Annotated in this window: 12 protein-coding genes; 6 read left to right on the forward strand and 6 right to left on the reverse strand. The window is 71.5% G+C overall.

The genetic code is table 11. The features are described 5' to 3' along the window. The first annotated feature begins 13 nt into the window (after positions 1–13). Positions 14–2,530, forward strand: coding sequence for a ThuA domain-containing protein (locus ACIQVI_RS07170; RefSeq protein WP_403592118.1), 2,517 nt, complete (start codon positions 14–16; stop codon positions 2,528–2,530). Next, positions 2,527–4,752 (forward strand): OmpL47-type beta-barrel domain-containing protein, encoded by a 2,226-nt coding sequence (locus ACIQVI_RS07175; protein WP_403592121.1) that lies wholly within the window; start codon positions 2,527–2,529, stop codon positions 4,750–4,752. Before ACIQVI_RS07170 ends, ACIQVI_RS07175 begins: the two co-directional genes overlap by 4 nt. Before the next feature lie 123 nt (positions 4,753–4,875). On the opposite strand, the gene ACIQVI_RS07180 is transcribed toward ACIQVI_RS07175, so the two are convergent. From ACIQVI_RS07180 to ACIQVI_RS07190, 3 genes are all read right to left on the reverse strand, one after another. After that, the gene (locus ACIQVI_RS07180; protein ID WP_403592124.1) at positions 4,876–5,472 is read right to left on the reverse strand and encodes a hypothetical protein; all 597 of its coding nucleotides are present in this window, start codon (positions 5,470–5,472) and stop codon (positions 4,876–4,878) included. Positions 5,473–5,809: 337 nt separating this feature from the next. Next, positions 5,810–6,256, reverse strand: coding sequence for a PASTA domain-containing protein (locus ACIQVI_RS07185; RefSeq protein WP_403592127.1), 447 nt, complete (start codon positions 6,254–6,256; stop codon positions 5,810–5,812). A gap of 667 nt (positions 6,257–6,923) precedes the next feature. Next, positions 6,924–7,922: a DUF5937 family protein gene (locus tag ACIQVI_RS07190; RefSeq protein WP_403592130.1), complete on the reverse strand. Its 999-nt coding sequence runs from the start codon at positions 7,920–7,922 to the stop codon at positions 6,924–6,926. Between the two features lie 83 nt (positions 7,923–8,005). Here ACIQVI_RS07190 and ACIQVI_RS07195 point away from each other — a divergent pair, with 83 nt between their 5' ends. Next, positions 8,006–8,968 carry an aldo/keto reductase gene (locus tag ACIQVI_RS07195; protein WP_403592133.1) on the forward strand — a complete coding sequence of 321 codons (963 nt, stop codon included), beginning with the start codon at positions 8,006–8,008 and terminating at the stop codon, positions 8,966–8,968. Between the two features lie 721 nt (positions 8,969–9,689). Beyond that, entirely contained in the window at positions 9,690–11,957 is a 2,268-nt protein-coding gene (locus tag ACIQVI_RS07200; RefSeq protein WP_403592136.1) for an FG-GAP repeat domain-containing protein, read from the forward strand. Positions 11,958–12,266: 309 nt separating this feature from the next. Here ACIQVI_RS07200 and ACIQVI_RS07205 read toward each other — a convergent pair whose 3' ends face one another. From ACIQVI_RS07205 to ACIQVI_RS07215, 3 genes are all read right to left on the reverse strand, one after another. Next, positions 12,267–12,707 (reverse strand): hypothetical protein, encoded by a 441-nt coding sequence (locus ACIQVI_RS07205; RefSeq protein ID WP_403592138.1) that lies wholly within the window; start codon positions 12,705–12,707, stop codon positions 12,267–12,269. A gap of 255 nt (positions 12,708–12,962) precedes the next feature. Next, the gene (locus ACIQVI_RS07210; RefSeq protein WP_403592142.1) at positions 12,963–13,688 is read right to left on the reverse strand and encodes a dienelactone hydrolase family protein; all 726 of its coding nucleotides are present in this window, start codon (positions 13,686–13,688) and stop codon (positions 12,963–12,965) included. Positions 13,689–14,208: 520 nt separating this feature from the next. Then, a complete protein-coding gene (locus ACIQVI_RS07215) occupies positions 14,209–15,402 on the reverse strand; it encodes a HEAT repeat domain-containing protein (protein ID WP_403592145.1) in 1,194 nt (397 codons plus the stop codon). A gap of 937 nt (positions 15,403–16,339) precedes the next feature. Here ACIQVI_RS07215 and ACIQVI_RS07220 point away from each other — a divergent pair. Beyond that, a complete protein-coding gene (locus tag ACIQVI_RS07220; RefSeq protein WP_351970073.1) occupies positions 16,340–17,215 on the forward strand; it encodes a hypothetical protein in 876 nt (291 codons plus the stop codon). A 172-nt stretch (positions 17,216–17,387) separates the two neighbouring features. Further along, the coding region (locus ACIQVI_RS07225; protein ID WP_403592148.1) for a hypothetical protein at positions 17,388–20,914 on the forward strand (3,527 nt) is incomplete at its 3' end.

The raw sequence follows: 20,914 nt of genomic DNA on the forward strand, positions 1-20,914 counted from the left end.
GCTGGGTGAACGCATGAGGCGAGAACCGCGTCAACGACACGTGGAATCAAGGGTTCTGAGCCGCGGAAGACGGCGGACCCGCTACGTCTGGACCACCGGCCTGGTGGTCGGCGCCGTCACCGCCGGACTGCTCGGCGGGGTCTCTCCCGCCACCGCGAAACCGGCTCCGGACGATCCGAGGACAACGTTGTCGCTGCCGTCGCCACCGGGCGGGGACGACGTCCGGGTGCTCGTCTTCCACGCTTCGGCCACCGAGGAATCGCCCGTCGTCGACGCCGGCATCGAGGCGATCGAGACGATCGGCCGCACCGGGCCCGCCGCCACGCGCTTCACCATCGAGGCGACCGACGACGCCTCCGTCTTCACCAAGCCGAGGCTGGGCAGGTTCAACGCGGTGGTCTTCCTCACCGGCGGCGGCGACGTGCTCGACGCCGACCAGGAGGCCGGCCTGGAGGCGTACGTCGAAGCCGGCGGCGGGTTCCTCGGCTTGCACGACGCCGCCCGCACCGAGCCGTACTCGGACTGGTTCGGCGGCCTGATCGGCGCCCGCCCGGCGAAGACCAACCCGACCGCCGTGCAACGCGCCGTCGTCGAGGTCGGCGACCGCCGGCATCCGGCCACCAAGAGCCTGCCGCTGGAGTGGAAGCGGCCCGACAAGTGGCTGAACTGGGCGACCAACCCGTCCGGCACCGTACACACCGTGGCGCGGGTCCGGGAGAACTCCTACCAGCCGGGCGCGGGCGCGAACGGCGCCGACCACCCGGTCTCCTGGTGCCGCGACTACGACGGCGGCCGGTCCTTCTACACCGCGATGGGCGGGACGGCCGACAGCTACCAGGAGACCGACTTCCGCGCCCACCTGCGCGGCGCGCTCCACTGGACCACCCGCCTCGTCCGCGCCGACTGCCGGGCCGCGATCAACGCCAACTACACCGCCGAGCGGCTGACCAAGCCCAACCAGCCCGGCCAGAACGACCAGATCGGTGAGCCCCACGGCCTGGTGACGGCGAAGGACGGCCGCGTCTTCTACATCGGCCGCGGCGGAGCGGACGCCTCCAGGCCCGTGGTCACCGACTGGAACGACCCCGAGATCGGCAAGGGGCAGGGCGAGATCCACATCTGGGACCCGAAGACCAACCAGGTGACCCTGGCCGGTTCGCTCACCGTGTTCGGCAACAAGGGCGGCGGAGACGAACTGGTCAAGAACGAGGAGGGGCTGCTCGGCATCGAACTCGACCCGCGCTTCGCGGACAACGGATGGGTCTACCTGCACTACACCCCGCACGCGCGGATCGACCGGAACGCGAGGACGGCCCAGCGGTACGTCTCCCGCTTCACGCTGAACCGCGCCACCGGCAAGCTGGACCTGTCCAGCGAGAAGGTGCTCCTCTCGTGGCCGGTGCAGATCCACAGCTGCTGCCACGCGGGCGGCGGAATGGCCTGGGACTCCAGGGGCAACCTGTACATCGCCACCGGTGACAACAACTCCTCGCAGTTCAGCGGAGGTTACTCCGGCAACAACCCGGAGCCCCACTACAAGGGCCTGTCCTTCGCCGACGCCCGCCGCACGGCCGGCAACACCAACAACCTCAACGGCAAGATCCTCCGCATCCACCCCGAGCAGGACGGCACCTACACCCTGCCGGAGGGCAACCTCTTCACCGGCGAGGAGACGGCCGAGGGCGGCGGCAAGACCCGCGGCGAGATCTACGTGATGGGCGTCCGCAACCCGGCCCGCATCGCCGTCGACCCCGAGACGGACACCCTGTACGCGGGCTGGGTCGGCCCGGACGCCGGCGCCCCGTCGACCACCTGGGGCCCGGCGAAGTACGACACCTTCGCCGCGATCACCGAGGCGGGCAACCACGGCTGGCCGTACTGCATGGGCAACAAGCAGCCCTACCGGGACCGCAACCTGCCCGACCCGGCCAAGCCGCTCGGCTGGTACGACTGCGACGCCCCGAAGAACGAGTCGCCGAACAACGACGGCCTGGTCAACCTGCCGCCGGTCACGGGCAACACCATCTGGTACTCGCCGCAGGGCGGCGCGCCGGACTTCCCGCGCGACGCGAACGGCGTCCCGAGCTACCGGCAGGAGGAGAGCACGTACCTCCTGCCGTGGCTCAAGGGCGGCGGCCAGGCCACCATGAACGGCCCGGTCTACCGCTTCGACGAGTCGAGCACGAGCACGGTGAAGTGGCCGTCGTACTGGGACGGCAAGTGGTTCGTCGGCGACTTCTACGACCAGGACCAGCCGCGGCACGCGGTGCTCACCGACCCGAAGACCGTCGGCAAGGGCGGCCTCCCGGTCCACGCCGAGAACCTCAAGAAGATCATCCCCGTCGGCGCCGACGGCATCAGGAACCTCATGGACTGGAAGTTCGGCCCCGACGGGGCGCTCTACGTCCTCGACTACGGCCGCGGCTTCTTCACCTCGGACGCCCGGTCGGCGCTGTGGCGCGTCACCTACAAGGGCGGCCCGGCGACCCCGGCCGCCGTGGACGTCGTCCGGAAGGAGACGGTGCGATGAGGGCGAGCGACCCACGGCCGGCGCGGATCGGGACGGCGCTGCTCGCGGTGCTCCTGATGCTGCTCGGCCTGACCACCGTCGCGTGGGGCCGCGAGGCCCCCGCACCGGGCGGCGGCGCCGGGCCGGAGGCGGCCGCACAGACGCTGACCTGGACGGCCGGCGACGCCATCGACAAGTACGTCACCCAGCCCACCACGGCCGTCGCCGGACCCACGACGATCGTCTTCGAGAACAGCGCCGCCACCGGCAACACCACCGGGATGCCGCACACGCTCACCTTCGACGTGTCGGACCCGGAGTACAACAACGACGTCCCCCTCAACATCCTCGCCAACCCCTCGGACGCCAACGGCGGAAAACACACCGCCGAGGTGACCCTCACCCCGGGCCGCTACCTCTTCAAGTGCACGATCCCCGGCCACGGTTCGATGCAGGGCATCCTGGTCGTCACCGAGGGCGGCGGCGAGGACACCGCCCCGCCGGAGACCTCCGCGAAGGTCGACGGCACGAAGAACGCCGACGGGGCGTACGTGGGCCGGGCGACGGTCTCGGTCACCGCCACGGACACTGGCTCGGGCGTGGAGAGGACCGAGTTCGCGGTGGGCGCGGACGGCGCCTGGCAGCCGTACACCAACCCGGTGGTCGTGGACCGGGTGGGCACCCACGAGATCCGCTACCGGGCCACCGACAAGGCCGGGAACGTCGCCGCGGAGAAGTCCGTCGGCTTCGCGGTGGTCGCGCCCCCGACGGACGACACCACCGCGCCGGAGACCTCGGCGACCGTCAGCGGCGAGAAGGACGCCGAGGGCCGCTACATCGACATGGCGACCGTCACGGTCACCGCGTCGGACACGGGCTCCGGCGTCAACACCATCGAGTACGCGCTCGACGCGGGCGGCGCGTGGACGGCGTACGCGGGGCCGGTCATGGTGCACGAGGTGGGCGAGAAGACCGTCCGCTACCGGGCCACCGACAAGGCCGGGAACGTCGCCGCGGAGAAGTCCGTCTCGTTCACCGTCGTCGCCCCGCCGGCCGTCGACAAGACGCCGCCGGAGACGTCGGCGAAGGTGGAGGGGACGAAGAACTCCGACGGGGCGTACGTCACCGGCGCCAAGGTGACGGTCTCGGCGACCGACGCCGAATCCGGCGTGGACAGGATCGAGTACTCGCTCGACGGCGGCCCCTACCTCGCCCACACCGTGCCGGTCCTCGTCGACCGCGTCGGCCGGCACACGGTGGCCTACCGGGCGACCGACAGGGCCGGCAACACCGCCGCGGCGAAGACGACGGCGTTCACCGTTGCCGAGGGCGGCGGCGTGCCCGCCCCCTCGTGCCCCGAGCACGACGAGCGGCTCACCGTCGTCGTCGGAACCGTCGACAGCGGTGTGCCGAACCGGATGACGCGCGGCCGGTGCACGATCGGCGAGCTGATCGAGGACGAGAAGTCCTGGTCCTCGCACGCGCTGTTCCTCAAGCACGTCGGCAAGGTCCTCGACGGGCTCCTGGCCGACGGGGTGATCGACGGCCGCGAGCGCAAGAGGATCGACCGGGCGGCCAAGGAGTCCGGCATCGGCACGCCCGGCCGGACCGAGGGCTACACGCCGATCCTCGACGGGACCGCGTCGTCGTTCGCCAAGTGGCAGCACGTCGGCGGCGGAAGGTTCGGGCTCAACGCGGACGGGTCGATCACCAGCAGCACGACCGTCCCGGGCATGGGCATGTTGTGGTTCCCGCAGCGCACGTACGGCGACTTCTCGCTCAAACTCCAGTGGCGCGACGACGCCCCGGGCAACACCAACGCCAACGGCGGCGTCTTCGTCCGCTTCCCCCGGGTCCACGACCACCCGGAGGAGCCCCGCCCGGAGTGGGTCGCCATCAAGTACGGCCACGAGATCCAGGTCCTGGACCGCCCCGACGGCGACACGTACAAGACCGGCTCGCTCTACGGCTTCGACCGCGTCGGCCTCGCCGGCGCGCACGTGGCGCCGAAGGGAACCTGGAACGACTACGAGATCCGCGTCGTCGACCAGCACTACTCCGTGTTCCGCAACGGAGTCCTGATCAACGAGTTCGAGAACACCGGCAGCCAGTCCTTCACCCCGCCCCGCGCCGACGACCCGGGCACCGACGGCCGACGATTCGCGTCCGGCTACATCGGGCTGCAGGTCCACGGAACGACGGACGTGATCTCCTACCGGGACATCCGGATACAGCAACTCTGACGCTCCGCCCCCGGGAACGGCCGCCACCGGACACACCGCTGGCGGCCGTCCTCGTACGACTCGGCCACCCGATCGGCAAGGCCCGGGGCGACGACGACCCGGACGGCGGCGGACCAGACGGTGTCAGGCCGCAGGGGTGGTACGGGTACGGGGGCGCTCGGTGGACAGCACCGCCCATACGCGACGGCCGTCCTGGGAGACGTCGGTGCCGCAGCTGGCGGTGCCGGGGACGGCGGCGAGGCCGGTGAGGATCGTCTCGTCGGGTTCGGACCCGGTGTGGCTGAGGACGGCGATGAGGAGCATGTCGTCCTGGTCGGCGAGGTGCACGCTGATGCGCCGGCCCTGGTCGACGGTGGCGGCGCCGACGAGAAGACGAACGGTCGCTGCGAGGTTTTCGTCGCCGGGGTGCACATAACCCCAGGCACGGACGGTGCTGGTGGCCTTGTCGACGACCTGGGCGGCGGTCCACGGATACGCCGTGAGCGCCCAGTTCGCGGCGCGCCGGGCCCGGACGGTCATCCGAGGCCGACGGGTCTGTACGCGGGCCTGACCGGGGCCGGGAAGCGGCAGCGAGCCGACGGCCGGCGTGGTGGAGACGGGCTTCGTCTTCGGCTGCGGCCGAGGCGGCTCGACGGGCTTCTTCTGCGGGGGCGGGGTACGGGGCGGATAGGTCGGCGGCACCTTCGGCCCCTTGCCGTCGATGGGCAGCGGTTCGTTCACGACAGCCTCCTCGTCCTCCCGACCATCTTGACAGCGGATCCCCGCCTGGCGTGGTTGATTCGCCGGGTTGCCCACGAGGCGATGGTTGCGCCACCGGAGCGTTCCCCAACTGGAGCCCTCGCACGGGGCGCAGACCGGAAGCAGAACGGTTGGCGCACCTACGGGACGTGATCGTTGCTCTGAATCCCCGCGCTCTCCGGGACTGATCCTGACCGCACACCGAAGAGGAGTCGGGAATTCTGTTCCTCGTGCCCGCGGGGTGGACCCGGCCTGCTGAACGACCCCGTCCGGCGGCGCGGCTGCTCTCTGCGCGCCAGGACCACGACGGAAGAAGGTGTCAACAGGACTCGGAGAGCTTGACCGAGTAGATCGCGACACGCAGGACGTCCGACGCGCCCGGGGCCGGGTCCTGGCGGCACACCTTCCAGTTGTGGTTGTTGAGGATCATGCGGCCCTCGGGGCCGGCATCCTCTTCGTTCACCATGAACCCCTTGCTGCGCAGCAGGTTCTGGGCCTCGGCGTGGTTCATGCCGACGACGTTCGGGACCTCCGACAGCTCTGCGGTGGCCGGGGGCTCGGTGGGCTCCGGGGTCGGCTCCTGCGTAGGTGTCGGGGCGGTGGTGGCCGGGACGGTGGTCGGCTGGGTCGGAACGATCGTGGTCGGCACACCGGTGACCGTCTTCGTCGGCTCCGGAGAGGGCGACTCGGGGCTGCAGGCGCTCAGCGCGACGACGGCGAACGCGGCCGTGACGGCAGCGGTGAGGGTGTGGCGGGTCACCTTCATGGTGGGTGTTCTCCTTGACAGGTCCTACGCCTGCGCACCACAGACGGTGCGCATGGTATCTACCCCGGTGCGATCCCAAGGCCCCAATTTCGGGCAGTGGCAGGCCGACCCAGAGGAAGAAGCCCTTGGCGGTCGAGTCGAGGACCTCGTCCCAGTGCTTCTCCCGGCCACGAGCGAAGCCGGGGACGGCCCCAAGGATGGCAAGCGCAGCCCGAGGAACCCGAACCGCCCCGTACAGAGGCTTGCCTGTCCCGGCCGGGGCTGATGAAGGTGGGCGCCGGCTGCGGAACTAGTACGTCAACTTCGAACGCCCCACCCCGCCGCCACCGGACCGGCTTCGACACCGAACACCGGGCCGTCGACGACGCGCGCGCCCAAGTACTGGCGATGCTCGCCGAACGTACGGGTGTCTTCGCGCAGGCGGAGCGGTGGGCGGCCTGGGCGTGGAAGCCGACTTGGCCGACGCCGCGTCTGCCACGGCCCACGGCGGCCACGGAGGGGTTTGTACCGTCGTAGGCGGCCCGCTGGACGGTCTGCTGCTGGGGGCATCCACGGCTGGCGGACCGAGGAGGTCGACGACGGCGTAGCCCTGATCACCCAGGCTTTCCAGGAAAACGAGCGGCTTTATCCGGAGCCGGAAAACAGCCGGGGGCTTCAAGGCCAGGTATCAGGAAGCGGAAGCGAGCGGGGCGAGAAGGGCCTCGGCGGTTTCGGTCCGGGCGTACAGGACGGCGCGGCCGGTGCGGTGGGCGGTGACGAGGCCGGCGTTGCGCAGGGCGGTGAGGTTCTGGGAGACGGCGGCCATGGAGGCGCCGGTGCGGGCGGCCAGTTCGGTGGTGGTGGCCGGTGCGTCCAGCTCGGCCAGGAGGAGGGCACGGGTGCGGCCCAGCACGGCCGCCAGGGCCGCGGTGCCGGTGACGGGCCGGGGTTCCCACAGGGTCCCGACGCCACGGGCACGGTAGGCGAGCTGGGGCGGTTGCGAGGGCGCGACGAGGGTCGACAGGCCCGGCCCTTTGAAGGCGCACGGGACCAGCACCAGTCCGCTGCCCGCGACCGCCCGGCTGAAGGCGCGCGGTCGGCGGTGGACCAGCCGCAGCACGTCCTCGTGCCAACTGGCCAGAGGATGAAGCTCGTTGAAGAGGTACCCGGCTCCGTGCTCGGCCGCTTGCCGGGCCCGGTGACGGACATCGGCGTCGAGCAGCGCCCGAACGCGACTCCAGTACGGTGCGAGGGCCAGCTCCCAGTACGCCTCGATCTCCTCCGCCAGCCGCTCCAGCCCGCGCCGCGGATCGGCGTGGAGCGTGCGGAGGCGGCCGGTGAGCCGGCCCTCGTGGCGGCGCAGGTGCTCCAGGTCCCGCCGCACCCGCTCGGGCGTGGTCGCCGCGACGGCCGCGAGTTCCTCGGCGAGTGTCGGCGCCGGGCCGGGCGGCGTGGGGTTCAGGAAGTCCGGTACGTACCCGGCGGCGGCCGGGATCAGGTCCGACAGCCATCCGCGGTCGAGCCCGGCGGCCGTGACCCGGGGGCGCACCTGATCCAGCCAGCGACGGTGCAGCGGGTCGGCGACCCCGGAGCGTAGGAGCCCAAAGCTCGTCCCCACCTGCCACATCGGCGAGACGCAGAACCGCATCCGCGCCAGGTCGTCCGTCGAGAACGAAAGGTCCGCCACCGTGCCCGTCCGCCGTCCGGTTCGAGAATTCAGGTATGCCCGAATCAATGGCACCGAGCGTACCGCCCAAAGACCCTTCCCACATGAACCACATCAACCGTATGAACGACTTGGAGATCGACGCCTCGACGGCGGGCACGTGGACGCTGGGCGACCTCACCGTCCGCCGGATCGGCTTCGGCGCGATGCGGCTGCCGCAGACCGGTGAGGCCCTTATACCCAACTCCGTCTCCCGCGACCGCGACCAGGCGATCGCCGTCCTGCGCCGCGCCGTGGAACTCGGCGTCAACCACATCGACACCGCCGCCTTCTACTTCTCCCCGCTGCGCTCCGCGAACGAGCTGATCAACCGGGCCCTGGCGCCCTACCCGGACGACCTCGTCATCGCGACCAAAGTCGGACAGCCCCGTGACCCGTCCGGCGCCTGGCTCCCGCACGCCGGACCACGAGAACTCCGGGGCCTGGTCGAGGAGAACCTGCGCCAGCTCGGCCGCGACCACCTGGACCTGGTGAACCTCCGGATCGTCGGGACCGCCCCGGTGGCCGAGCGGTTCGGCGTCCTGGCCGAACTGCGCCAGGCGGGGCTGATCCGGCACCTGGGACTGTCGAACGTCACCCCCGAGCACCTTGCCGAGGCGCAAGCGATCGCGCCGGTGGCGTGCGTGCAGAACATGTATGGCCTCGGAGTCCGCCCCGACCAGGAGGCCTTCGTACGGCACTGCGGCGAACTGGGCGTCGCCTTCGTGCCGTTCTACGCCCTCGCCGCCGACGGCCGGCAGGCCGGGGCGACCGGAGACGAGCACGAGGAGGTACGAGCGGTGGCCCGGGCGCGCGGCGTGACGCCCGCACAGGTCCGCATCGCCTGGACGCTCCACCAGGGACCACACGTCCTGGCCATCCCCGGCACGGGCGACCCGGCCCACCTGCAGGCCAACATCGCCGCCGGCGCCCTACGCCTGACCACCACCGAACTCGCCCGCCTCGACGCGGTCCACCACGGCACAGCGCTCAGCGGCAGCGAGGCAGGTTCGTCCGAACCCGGGTAAGACGAGGAACCGGTTTCGACAGAGCAGGGCCAACGAGGACGAAGCCCGGGCCCACTCCGTCATCCGTCTGTCGGCAGATCCCGGCCGTCTGCCTCGGAGGAGCCCACGACGAGGAGACGGAACGCCGCTGGGGTCACCCGGCGATCGGGCATCTACGCGGCCCGGGTCCGGCGTGCCCACGCGGTACGAAACCCCTGCGCGGACAACACCACCGCCCTGGCCGCCCGTATCACCTGACCGACACCAAGGGAGACCCGCCCATGGCCCCCGCCCCCGGCACCGCCGGCCAGTACGCGGCCAGGTTGCCCAGCCACGTCGTGCAGCCACCGAAAGCGACGACACAGGCAGGGACAGCCCCCGGGCGCGCCGCTCGGGTGAAGAAGGCGAGCACACCGGCATCAGGGTCCACCCACACCGCGACCGACCCACGCACACCGTGATCAAGATGACCAGCAAGGTCGGCCGCCCGCACGCCCGGCCCGAAGCGGCCGCCGGCGACGCCCACGCCCCGTTCGCGCCCCTGGAAGAAGCTGTCGCTCCCGAACGCCCTCGACAACGGGAGCCGGCCGGTCGTCCAGGCGATGGAGGAACCCTGGACCTGACGGACTACGAAGTTCTTCGACCCGGCATACAACCCCTCTGGCACCTCACGAGTCATGCGGCTGTGACGTGCGTGTCGTATCCCGTCACAGCCCACGACCCCAAGGGGAGGCACACTCCGTTGAACCGTACGCTCGCCACCACCGTCGCTCTCGTCCTCGCCGCGACGGGCGGCGGCCTGACGGCCCCGGCGTTCGCGGCACCGCCGCAGTCACCCGCGCCCGTGCCCGCCGAGGCCGAGGTGGCCCCGCCGCTGACCGTTCCCGTCGGCTCGGAGATCGTCAGCGCGGGCAGGAGCGGAATGCTCACCCGTACGGGCACGGGCAGCCGCACCGTTCACCGGTGGACGCGGCACGCGGACGGCGTCACGACGACGCTTCCCGCCGGGACCTTCTGGGGCAGCCCGGGCACCGACCTGGTCGTTTCCCGGGCCGGGACGGTGTACACGCTCACCGACATGGGCGGGGCGGCGAAGCCGGTCGTGATCGACACGTCCGCGCTCGGGGCGCAGGCCGCCGGGTACACGCTCCGGCAGGTCGTCGGCACCACGCTGGTGATGTCGGGCCGGGTGGACGGCGTGGACCGGCACCACCTGGTCTCCCTGGAAGCCGGTGAGGTGGTCTCCCGGACGGTGGCGCTGCCGGAGGGATGGGATTCCTGGCGGGACTACGCCACCGGCCCCGGCACTTTCGCGGTGATCCTCCGCTCGCCGGCCACCGCGTCGCGCCGGCTCGGGGTGGTGGACGTGACCACCGGCGAGGTCGTCGAGTCGTATGCCCTCGCCTATTCGGCCTACGTCGAGTCCGTCACCCTGACCCCGGCCCACGCGATCTGGCTGGAGAACGCCTCCTCCCCGGACAAGAGGCTGGTCGTCGCCCCCAGAGGCACGAACCAGGCCCAGCCGGTGCCGCTGGACTCCCCGGGTACCGCGACCGGCGCCGTGCTCCGCACCCTCGGCGACTGGACCGCGTACACCCAGCCGGGCGGCGGTGCCGCGCTCTCCCGGAACGACCTCCACGCGCTCACCGTCCGCTCGGTGAAGACCGGCGTGACGTTCCCGCTCCTGGACCACGCGACGTCCCTGGTCCCCGACGGCGACGGCGGCCTGCTCGCCGTCGGCGGCACCCTCGCCCAGGGCGAGGGCCTCTACCGGATCGCCCCGGACGCCGCCACCGGCAGGCCCGCCGCGACCCTCGTCCGCTCCTCCGGACAGCCGACCGCCCTCACCGCGGTGGCACAGACCCTCCCGCCGGCCGGCACCGTCGACTTCGACCGTGCGGGCGGCAAGCTGCCGGCCGGCTGGACGCTCAGCCGCTCCAACGCCAAGGCCTCCCTCGTCCTGAAGCACACGGCCTCCGGCCGGACCGTGAAGGTCACCGCCAAGACGCCCGGCGAAGGGGTCACCGCCAAGACGCCCGGCGAAGGGGTCACCGCCTTCCCGCTCGACTGGAACGGCCTGTACGACGACGGCCTCCCGGCCCACAACGGCGCTTACACCTGGACGATGCGCGCCGAGCCCGCCAACGGCATCGGCCCGGCCGTCGAGCGCCAGGGCGCGTTCACGCTGACCCGCGCGCCCCGCCCGCACGACTTCGACGCCAACGGCTCGCCGGACGTCCTCTCCCGCTCGGGCTCCGGCCACCTCGGCGTGTACGACCTCCGGCAGCTGCGGAGCCTGAAGCCCTTCCAGCAGCCGTACGAGGCAGAGGTCGGCGGCGGCTGGAACATCTACGACCGCATCACCCCCACCGGGGACATCGCCGGCACCCGCGACGCCGACCTCGTCGCCCGCGACCGTTCCGGCGTGCTCTGGTTCTACGCGGGCAAGGGCACCCACAAGGCGCCCTTCGCGCCGCGCACCCGGATCGGCGGGGGCTGGCAGGTGTACGACAAACTCACCGGCGGCTCCGACCTGAACGGTGACGGACGCGACGACCTTCTGGCCACCGACCGCTCCGGCGTCCTGTGGCTGTACCGCGGCACCGGCAGCGCCACGGCCCCCTTCAAGCCGCGCGTGAAGATCGGCGGCGGCTGGCAGGTCTACAACCAGATCACGGCCACCGGCAACCTCGCGGGCGCCGCTGCCGGCGACCTCGTCGCCCGCGACCGGGACGGCGTCCTGTGGCTCTACCTCGGCAAGGGCGACGGCACCTTCGCCGCCCGCACCCGGATCGGCGGCGGCTGGCAGCGCTACGAGCAGATCCTCGGAGTCGGCGACGTGGACGGCGACGGCCGCAACGACCTCGTAGGAGAGGAAGTGGACGGGAACCCGGCCCCCGACGCACCGCAGACCGCCCTCCTCCTCCACCGGGGCACGGGCCAGTGGGCAGCACCGTTCGCCACCCGGCAGCCCACCGGCTCACTGTGGAGCGACCACCAGCTCTACTGACGGACCACGGCCGCCCGGACCGTCCTGCCGACCGTGCGATTCCCGACGCTCCGGGTCCTCGTGAGCGTGGCTACGGGCAGCAGCCCGTAGCCACGCGGCCGACGGGCCGGGGACCGGGAAGTGATCCGGACCGGTCAGGGCCCACGTGCACCGCCGCGCGGTCCAAGGCTTCTGCTGAACGGCCGGGGCCACGACGGCCGGAAGAGGCCGACCACGTTGCCTTAGTCCTGGTGAAATCCGGTGCCGGCGCAGTCAGGGGCCGGCTGCCGGAGTCAGGCGCCGTTTCTCGGTACCGGACGAGCCGGACGGCTACTCGACGCGGAGCCACGGTTCGCAGTTTCCGGAGATCTCGATCTGCTCGTCCACGAGCTCGACCTCGAAGGTGGCCATCTCGCCTGCCGGGACGTAGCGCGCCTTCACCTTGGCACCCGGGTCGGTCGAGTCGTTGCCGATACTGCATCGGCCTGCGGAGGCGTCGACCGCGCCGAGCGTGGAGTAGGTGCCGGGACACATGTCTTCGGGCACGCGGTAAACGCCTTCCCCGTACTGCTTGTCCGCATCGGCCGGCCCGGGCCGGTTGGCGCACTCGACTGTGCCGTTGCGGTTGCCGTCGTCCGTGGCTGTGGGCGACTGCGCTCCGGTCGACGTGCCGGGACGCGGTGCGTCGGCGGTGTCCTCCTGCGAACCACTGCAGCCGACGAGAAGCATGAACGATACCGCCGCGACGGTAAGGCTGGCTCTTCTGATCATCAGAACCCCTCCAAGGGCTGGTCCGTGAGCGGCGATTTCAACTCGCGGTTGATGAATGATGCAATGCCTTCGTGCCTCTCGGCGAACCAGCCGCCCGCGAAGCGTTCCTCGCCCCAGTTACGGGCCCCGACGACCGCCCTGCGTCTGCGTCTCCCCACGGCCCCGGGCGGCAGACCGCGTCGAGCGCGAGACCACCGGAGCCGATGGAGGCCGACGGGGCTAACCCGTGGCCCGGAATCGCGGTTGCCGACCAGATCACTCCGCTACGGTCAGGCACTCGGCGAGCAGGCCGACGACATCGTGCCAGGCGCGCCGCGCGTGCCGTGGGTGGTAGCCGACGCCGGGGACCACGGGATGGTCGACCGGCGGGTGGTGGAAGGCGTGCAAGGCGCCGCCGTAGACCACGAGGCGCCAGTCGACGCCCGCGGCCTGCATCTCTGTGGTGAACGCGCCCCGTTGCGCGGCCGGCATGATCGGGTCCTCCGAACCGACCCCGGCCCACACCGGACAGCGGATGCGCGCCGCCTCGCCCGGCCGGCCCGTGGTCAGTCCGTTGACCGTCCCGATCGCGCGCAGGTCGACGCCGTCGCGCCCGAGTTCCAGCGCGACGGCGCCCCCGGTGCCGTAGCCGACGGCGGCGATCCGGCCGGGATCGGTCCGCGGCTCGGCGCGCAACACGTCGAGCGCCGCATGGCCGATGCCCCGCATCCGGTCGGGATCGGCGAGCAGCGGCAGACAACGGGCCAGCATCTCCTCGGGGTCACCCAAATAGCGCCCGCCGTGAAGGTCGAAGGCCAGCGCTACGTACCCCAGCTCGGCGAGAGCATCGGCCCGGCGGCGCTCGACGTCGCTGAGCCCCATCCCCTCCGGCCCGAGCAGCACCGCCGACCGCCGGTCGACTCCGGCCGGCAGGGCGAGGTGCCCGACCATCGTCAGACCGTCGGCCGGATACTCGACCGTGCGCGTCGTAATCGTCGTCATGCGACCGGACTGTAGTGATCGTCGAGTCCAGTCGGACCGCTGTTCTGCCGCTGGCAGAACAACTAGGGGCAGGTGGACCTGCTGGGTCTTTCGCCGGGGCTTCGGGGGAGTCAGTCGGTCTCGATGTGGGCGACCAGGAGCAGGACCCCGAGGGCTGTTGACACGCACAGGGTCCGGACGTTCCCCTCGCGGCGCCCCCGGACCGCACCGTGCCGGAGCCCGGCCAAGACCTCGCCGGTGTCCTGGCCCTCCCGGGTGAGGAGCCCGGCAGCGAACCGGAGACGGCCGGGGCGATGACCATATGCGTCTTCGTACAGGTGACGTCGCCCGCAGCCAGGCCCTCCAGAAGGGTCCGGCCGACCCTCTCCGGGCCGAAGGAGTCCGCGGGCAGCCGACGGAGAGAATCTCCAGAAGCAACTGGCGGGGTGCCATTCGAACCGTGCGATATTCCTGCCTGGTGCTGGTGCTGGTGCTGGTGCTGGTGCTGGTGCTGGTGCTTGAGAGGTCCGTACCGACGTCGCTACCGGTGTGGGTACGACCCGGCCAGGAGGGCTTTGATGGCGTTCTGGTCTGAGGGAAGGCCGACGTCGCTGAACCACGAGGTGACGAGGTGGGTGTATCGCCAGCACACGTCGCGATCGGCGAGAGCGCTCAGATAACGGTGCTGGGCTGGAGTGAACTGGGCGTTTCGGTCATAACCGGAAGGGAATGCCGCGGCGAGTAGCGGTCCCCAGTCTTCGGCGATGGTGAGGTTGCTGCAGAACGGTACGGAAGCCATGGCGACCGGCAGGAGTTCCTCGAAGCCGGCAGCGCGTTCGATGGCCGCGGACAGCAGGGCGTGCCGCAGACGGCCTTCGATGTGCGGAAGCGGTTCCCCGGCCCAAGGGTCGGCGGCCGTGGGTTCGAGGAACCAGGAGTCGATGGCTTCGGGTTCGCGCAGAGCACGGAGAATCGTCCTCGTCGCCTTGGCGTTGTCGGCGCACCCCGGTGACAGAGCGGCGCAGGCACGGATAGCGGGGTCGGGATCCGTGAGCCAGCTTGCGACATCCGCTCCCCAGGCGCCCATGGTCAAGACGATGGTGGCGCGCTCACGCCGGTCGGTGCTCTTGGCGAGCAGTTGCCGAAGAATCTGGGTGGTTCTGGAGACTCGACTGGCCAGTTCGGGAGACCGGAGGAGTGCGGCGGTGGCGTTGAGGGCGGCGGATCGGACGGTGGGGTCCGGAGCCAGGAGGTGGGTGAATGCGGCGTCGTGAATCGTGCCGCGGATTGCGCGGACCGCATCGGTGACGCCCGGATCGTTGCCGTCCTCCTCGTCGGTCGTCTCGCCGTACGCCGCCGAATCCGCGATCTGTCCCAGCCATTCCAGCAAAGCGGCGCGCAATGGCCGAGGTCGTCCGTCCCAGGTGGAGAAGTCCTCGTGACGGGCCAGAGTACGGGGGTCGTTCAATACCGCGGCCACGTACAGCGCGGCCGGCACCGTCGCGCTGTACAAGGACTCCTGGTGCAGAACGGACATGTCCAGCAGTCCCAGCGCTCCCGCTTGAACCTCCGGATCCTCCGCCAAGAGCTGGACAAGGTGGAGGGGCGTGTCCTGCGCCTTCCCGTAGGCGTGCTCCAGCGCGCTCCAGTCCGTGCACTCGATCACGGAACGTGGGTCGGGCAATTGCCCGTGGAGAGCCTGAGCGGCAATACGGCAGTCATCATGGTTCGTCACACGGAAAGGATCGCTCCTGCCACTGACATGCCGCGTAGCCGGACGCAGGGAGGTGCTCTGGCAGACCCGTCGCTGACCTGGTACTCCGCCTACTTGACCGGCTGGGTATGTCATTCGGCGCGCGCTGTCCGCCTGGCGCCGGCCGACTGGACAGGCGCCCTGGTCGGGCACCGCTCGGCCGTGATCGCGTACACGCCAGTGATGGTGGACAGGACAGCCGACGGCAGGCCCTGGGCGAGATTCAGGCAAGCGGTGACTCGGGACGGTTCGGCCCTTGCGTCATGCGAAGGGAGCAGTCGGCGGCTGAGACTTCCTCCTTGCTCTGACCGAACCGTATGGGCCCCACGGACTTCATTGGAATCCACGCCCACGCAGGACGCTCCCCGTCCCGGAGGAGCCTTTCCGCCCACCAGCCCAACGAACCCACCCCTGATCGAAACGCGCTAACAGGAAGCATTCTCGCAATGCGCGCTGCAGACGACACCAAGCGCCGGCCTCCCGGGACCGTTCCGGAGGTCTGAACGGTCCCCGGGACGGCGTGAGGATCGGAAGCACGCGCAGCGCCCCGTGTCGCCCTCACCCCGGCGGGTGGCACGGTTTCACCACGCTCGTCCAGGCCGTCTTCGTCCTTCGTCACGTCTCGGCGTGAGGAAGGAAAAGGCTCACGGACGCGGATCAGGGGCATGAGGTGCGGACCGAAGCTCGGCCCGGTCAGCTGCCGGTGTCGGGCCGGGTGTCGGAGCCACTGGCCGGGGTGAGGGTCGTCGCGGTCTTCCCGACCACGTCGAGGATGCCGCCTGGCCGCTGCCGTGGCGCGTCCCCCGGGCATGGTTCGCGGGACCGTCACGCCATGGGTGCGGTGTGTGTCGTGCCCGGGTGATGGGTAGCACGTGCGGGGGCACGCGCACCGTCCAGCGGTGTCCGGGGAGGGACGGGGATGGCAGCGGTCGTCGTGGTGCACGGCATGTTCAATTTCCTGCGGGGCGCCACACCCCCCGAAGCCGCCCGGCGCCGGGCGGAGTCCTGGCGGCGGCGACTCGCCGGGAGCCTCGCCGTGGTGTCGCCCGGCACCCCGGTGCCGGACCTTGAGGTCGCCTACTACGCGGATCTCTTGCGTCGGGAACTGCCAGAGGACGCCCAGGCGGCAGAGGAGATGCCGGACTTCGACGACCTGGACGAGCGGGAGACCGCCGAGGTTGGCGAGTGGCTCTCTGCCGCCGGGGTGACTGTGCCCGAGGATGCCATGAATGTCGGTCTGGCACCCGTCAAGTGGATGCTGGACCAGCTCTTGCGTGAGCGTGTCAGCCGTGGGGCCCGGTGGCTGCGGGACCAGACGTCCGAGCGGGTGCAGCAGGCCGTCGTCGCCAACCTGCGGGAGGTGGAGGCCTATTCCACCTGGCCGGACCGGCGCCGGCTTGTCCGCGAGCGCATCGCGGACACCCTCCGTGAAGCCGCCCCCGATGTCGTCATCGCGCATTCGTTGGGCACCTACACCACTTACGAGACGCTGCACGCCAACCCGGACATCGAGGTCGGTCTCCTGCTCACCGTCGGTTCCCCGCTGCGGGTGCCCACGCTTCTGCGCCGGCTCGATCCCGGCCTGCGTGACGGGAGGGGGGCGAAGCCCGCCGGTGTCGGGCGCTGGGTGAACATCGCGGACGTCGGAGACGTGGTCGCCGTGCCGGCTCCGCTGTCCGCGGTTTTTCCTGTCGACCGGGACGAGACCTGCGACAACGGTCTTGGTTCCCATGGGCTGGGCGGGTATCTCGCCAACGGGCTGACCGCTGCCGCGATCGCCCCGTACCTGGCCTGAGGGGGCGGCGATGACCAGGGCGCTGGTGGCCGGTGTCGGATCCTTCGACCGTCCCGCTCCCACTGCGGGGCCGGCGTCCCCGGCTCCTGCCGGTGCGGCGGTTTCCCTGCGCCCTCTGCCCGCGGTCGCTCCGGCGGTCCGTGAGTTGGCCTCCGCCTTCGCGCGTGGGCGTGTGGAGGTCGGTGAGGCCCTGATCGACTGCACCAGCGCGGAGTTCGAGGCGGCGTGGCAGCACCTGGGCCTTGCCTCGGGGGTTGGTGAACCGCTCGTCGTCCACTTCGCTGGGCACGGCGTCGTCTCCAGGGTCAGCCGGAATCTGTTTCTGGCCACCTCGGACATCCAGGACCTCGGCGCGAGTCTCCACACCACTGCCGTTCGTGTCAACAATCTCATTGCGGCGGCCGTCGACAGCGGCCGGCCGGTGCTGCTGCTGCTCGACGTGTGCGGGGCGGGCAGGGCGGTGGAGGAGGAGAGGCTGCTCAACCTCCTGGCCCGGCGGTCCCAGGACGCCGACCCGCGGGTCTGGATCATCGGTGCCAGCGCGAGCGACGCCCTCGCCTTCGGCGCGCGCTTCACCACGGCAGCCGCGCAGGTTCTGCACAGCCTCGCCGACGGCGACCTCGACATCAGCCGCCGTGAGGAGTACGTCCCCTTCCTCACCCTCGCCCGGGCCATCCACAGCCGGCTCGGGTCCCTCGGCACCGGTGAGGGGCGTTACGACCAGGACGTCACCCACTCTCCCCTGGCCCTCGCGGCTCCCGAGACGCCTCCCTTCTTCCGTAATCCCGGCTACGATTCCGTTGCCCGGGCCGACCGGCTGCCCGGGCTGCACCCGGCCCTGCGCGGTCTCGCCGAGGCCTGTACGCGCGGCGTCGACCCGCTCCACTTCGGCGACCGGGTCGCCGGAGGCCGCTCGGCGCAGACCGTCCTGTTCTCCGGCCGTACCGCACAGCTCGCCCGCATCCAGCGTTGGATCACCGTCGGCGCCCGCCGGCTGCTCGTGGTCACCGGTGGGCCGGGCAGCGGGAAGTCCGCCCTCCTGGGCGTCACCGCCTGCCTGCTGCACCCCGAGCTCGAAGCGATCGGTGACAGGGTCGCGGCGGTCGTCGACGACTTCTACCCCCGCCGGCCCGCCACGGTCCTCGCCGTCCACGCCCGCCAGCTCACCCTCGACCAGATCACCGACTCCCTCGGCCGGCAGCTCCGGGCCCAGCGGACCGACGGTGCCGGATCCGCGCAGCAAAGCACCGCCCAAGCCCTCCGGACCGGTTCCGCACCCGGCGACGCCACCGCGGGACTCCTCGACGACCTGGCCGCCGCGGGTGACGTACTGGTCGTCCTCGACGCCCTGGACGAGGCCGTCGACCCCGCGTCCGTGCTCGACGAGTTCCTGCTGCCCCTGGTCACCGGCGCCGACACGCGGGGATGCAAGCTCCTGCTCGGCACCCGTCCCTGGTGGGACGTCCTGCCCGCGTTGCGGCGTTATCTGGACGCACACCCACAGAGCGTCCTCGACCTCGACCCCGCCGACGCCGACGACCGGCGGGCCCTGGCCGCCGACCTCGACGGCTACCTGCGTGGACTCCTGCGCCCGCGCGACCTCGATGCCCGTGAGAGGGTCCGCTCGATCGCGCGCCGGCTCGCCGACTACACCGACCACGGGGCCTTCCTCGTCGCCGCCGTCTACGCCGAGCACCTGCGCGGCACACCGGCCGCCGAGGCCGCCGAGCCGCCGTGCGACGTCACCGAGGTGTTCGATCTCCACATCGCCACCCTGGCCGCGACCGATCCCTGGATCCGCCCGGTCCTGGACGTCCTCGGCCGGGCCCGCGGCCAGGGCATACCGCTGGACCTCGTGCACGCCGCCGCGCTCGCCCACCATCCGCCCGGGGCGAACACGCCCCGCCCCCAGCTCGCCGACACCCGGCGCGTTCTCGGCAAGGCGGCCTTCTACACCCGGACGGCCGCCGACACGGACCAGCGCGTCCTCTACCGGTACTTCCACCAGGTCCTCGCCGACCACACCGCCTCCCGCGGCGATCCGGCGGTGTTCTACGAGGCCCTCCTGAGCACCGTGCCGGCCGGTGAGGGCGGCGCGCTCAACTGGACGTACGCCCACCCGTATCTGCTGCGGCACGCCGCCGACCACGCGGCGGAGGCGGGCCCCGACGCCGTTCTGCGGCTGCTGCGGAGCCCCGCCTTCCTGGGGGCCGCCGACCTGGAGCGGCTGCTGCCCCACGTGCTCCACCGCTTCGACGGCGGGGGGCCGCTCTCCGCGTACGCGCAGATCGTCGGACACGGCGCCCGCCGGGCGGCCCTCCTCGACGACAGATCCGGACAGAGCGCGCTGCTCGGGCTCACCGCCCTGCACCTCGGCTTCGACGCCTCGCACCTCGGTCTCGAAGGAAGCGGCGAAGAGTTCGCGGACCGCCGCCCCCGCGCCCTGAGGAGTACGTGGGCGACCTCCACGACCCCGCGCCTGGCCTCCCTCCCGGTACAGCCCCGGCCCGTGGTGTCGCTCGACGCCGCCACGATCCACGACCCGGACGGTGTCGCGCACGAGGTCATCGCCACGGTGTGCGCCGACGGCACGGTCACGTTCTGGGACGCCCGGACGACGACGTCCTTCGGCCAGGTGGACATGGGCGAGGACCGGCCGGTCGGGGTCTGCCTGGGCGGGCCGGTCGACGCGGAGGTCACGGTGCTCGACGCTTCGTTCCGGATCTGGCGGGGCGGCATGTGGAACGGAAGACTGCGGCGGACGGCAGGCGCGTTCCCCCCGCCTGAACGGCAGGGCCGTACGTGGATGACGCGCGCCGTCGAGGGACGGGCGCCCGGCCGGCTCCACGTCGTCTGGGGCAGGGCGGAGGAGGAGTACGAGACCAGGCTGGCCGAACTCGATCTCGGTGACGACGACGTGCTGGTCAGCTCCTCCACGATGGGCGGCAGTCCGTTGCTCAGGGGGAACAGCGACATCGGCCTCTGGCCCTGTGGCGGCGGCCGGCTGCCGCTGGACCCGGCCGCGGATCCGGCCGAGGACGTACCGGTCGTCGCCGTGACGAACCCGCTGATGGGCGAGATCCGGCTCTACGACGTCGAAGAGGGAACGCTGGCGGGCCGGGTGCCCCTGGACGGCTACGAGGCCGTCACCCACTGCAGGACTCTCCTCTGCGGCCGGCTCGGCGGCGCCCCCGTGGCCGTCACCGGCGACCACATGGGCCGGATCAGCATCTGGTCCGTCGCCTCGTACGAGGACGGCGTCATCACGTATGCCCCGATCCCGGGCCACAGCTTCACCGGCCACTTCCTCGCGGTCAAGGACCTGGCCATCGCCACGGTGGAGGGCCGCGAAGTGCTGCTGTCCGGCGGCGACGACGGCGCGGTCCATCTGTGGAACGTCCGGCAGTTCCGTGACGCCCTGCGCCCGACTCCCTTCGCGGGAGCGATTACGGGGCTGACCGTCGCGAGGCTCCCGTCACCGGACGCGGCGGGCCCGCGCGACCTCGTCCTGGCCGGTGACACCTCCGGGAACTGGAGCGTCAGCGACGTGGGTTCGGGCCTGCGGGCGCACGCGATGCCCCCTCGTCGGCAGGGCGAGGTGACCGGTGTCGCGGTGGCCGAGCTCCCGGTCGCAGGGACATCACGGCTCCTGGGGGTCGTGTGCTCCACCGACCAGTCGATCCGGCTGGTCGACCTGGA

Source organism: Streptomyces sp. NPDC098101 (genome assembly GCF_044760185.1).
GTDB lineage: Bacteria > Actinomycetota > Actinomycetes > Streptomycetales > Streptomycetaceae > Streptomyces.

Coding starts and splice junctions, on each gene's coding strand:
- ACIQVI_RS07220 (WP_351970073.1), top strand. CDS start 16,340: ATGGCAGCGGTCGTCGTGGTGCACGGCATGTTCAATTTCCTGCGGGGC.
- ACIQVI_RS07175 (WP_403592121.1), top strand. CDS start 2,527: ATGAGGGCGAGCGACCCACGGCCGGCGCGGATCGGGACGGCGCTGCTC.
- ACIQVI_RS07185 (WP_403592127.1), bottom strand. CDS start 6,256: ATGAAGGTGACCCGCCACACCCTCACCGCTGCCGTCACGGCCGCGTTC.
- ACIQVI_RS07170 (WP_403592118.1), top strand. CDS start 14: ATGAGGCGAGAACCGCGTCAACGACACGTGGAATCAAGGGTTCTGAGC.
- ACIQVI_RS07195 (WP_403592133.1), top strand. CDS start 8,006: ATGAACCACATCAACCGTATGAACGACTTGGAGATCGACGCCTCGACG.
- ACIQVI_RS07210 (WP_403592142.1), bottom strand. CDS start 13,688: ATGACGACGATTACGACGCGCACGGTCGAGTATCCGGCCGACGGTCTG.
- ACIQVI_RS07205 (WP_403592138.1), bottom strand. CDS start 12,707: ATGATCAGAAGAGCCAGCCTTACCGTCGCGGCGGTATCGTTCATGCTT.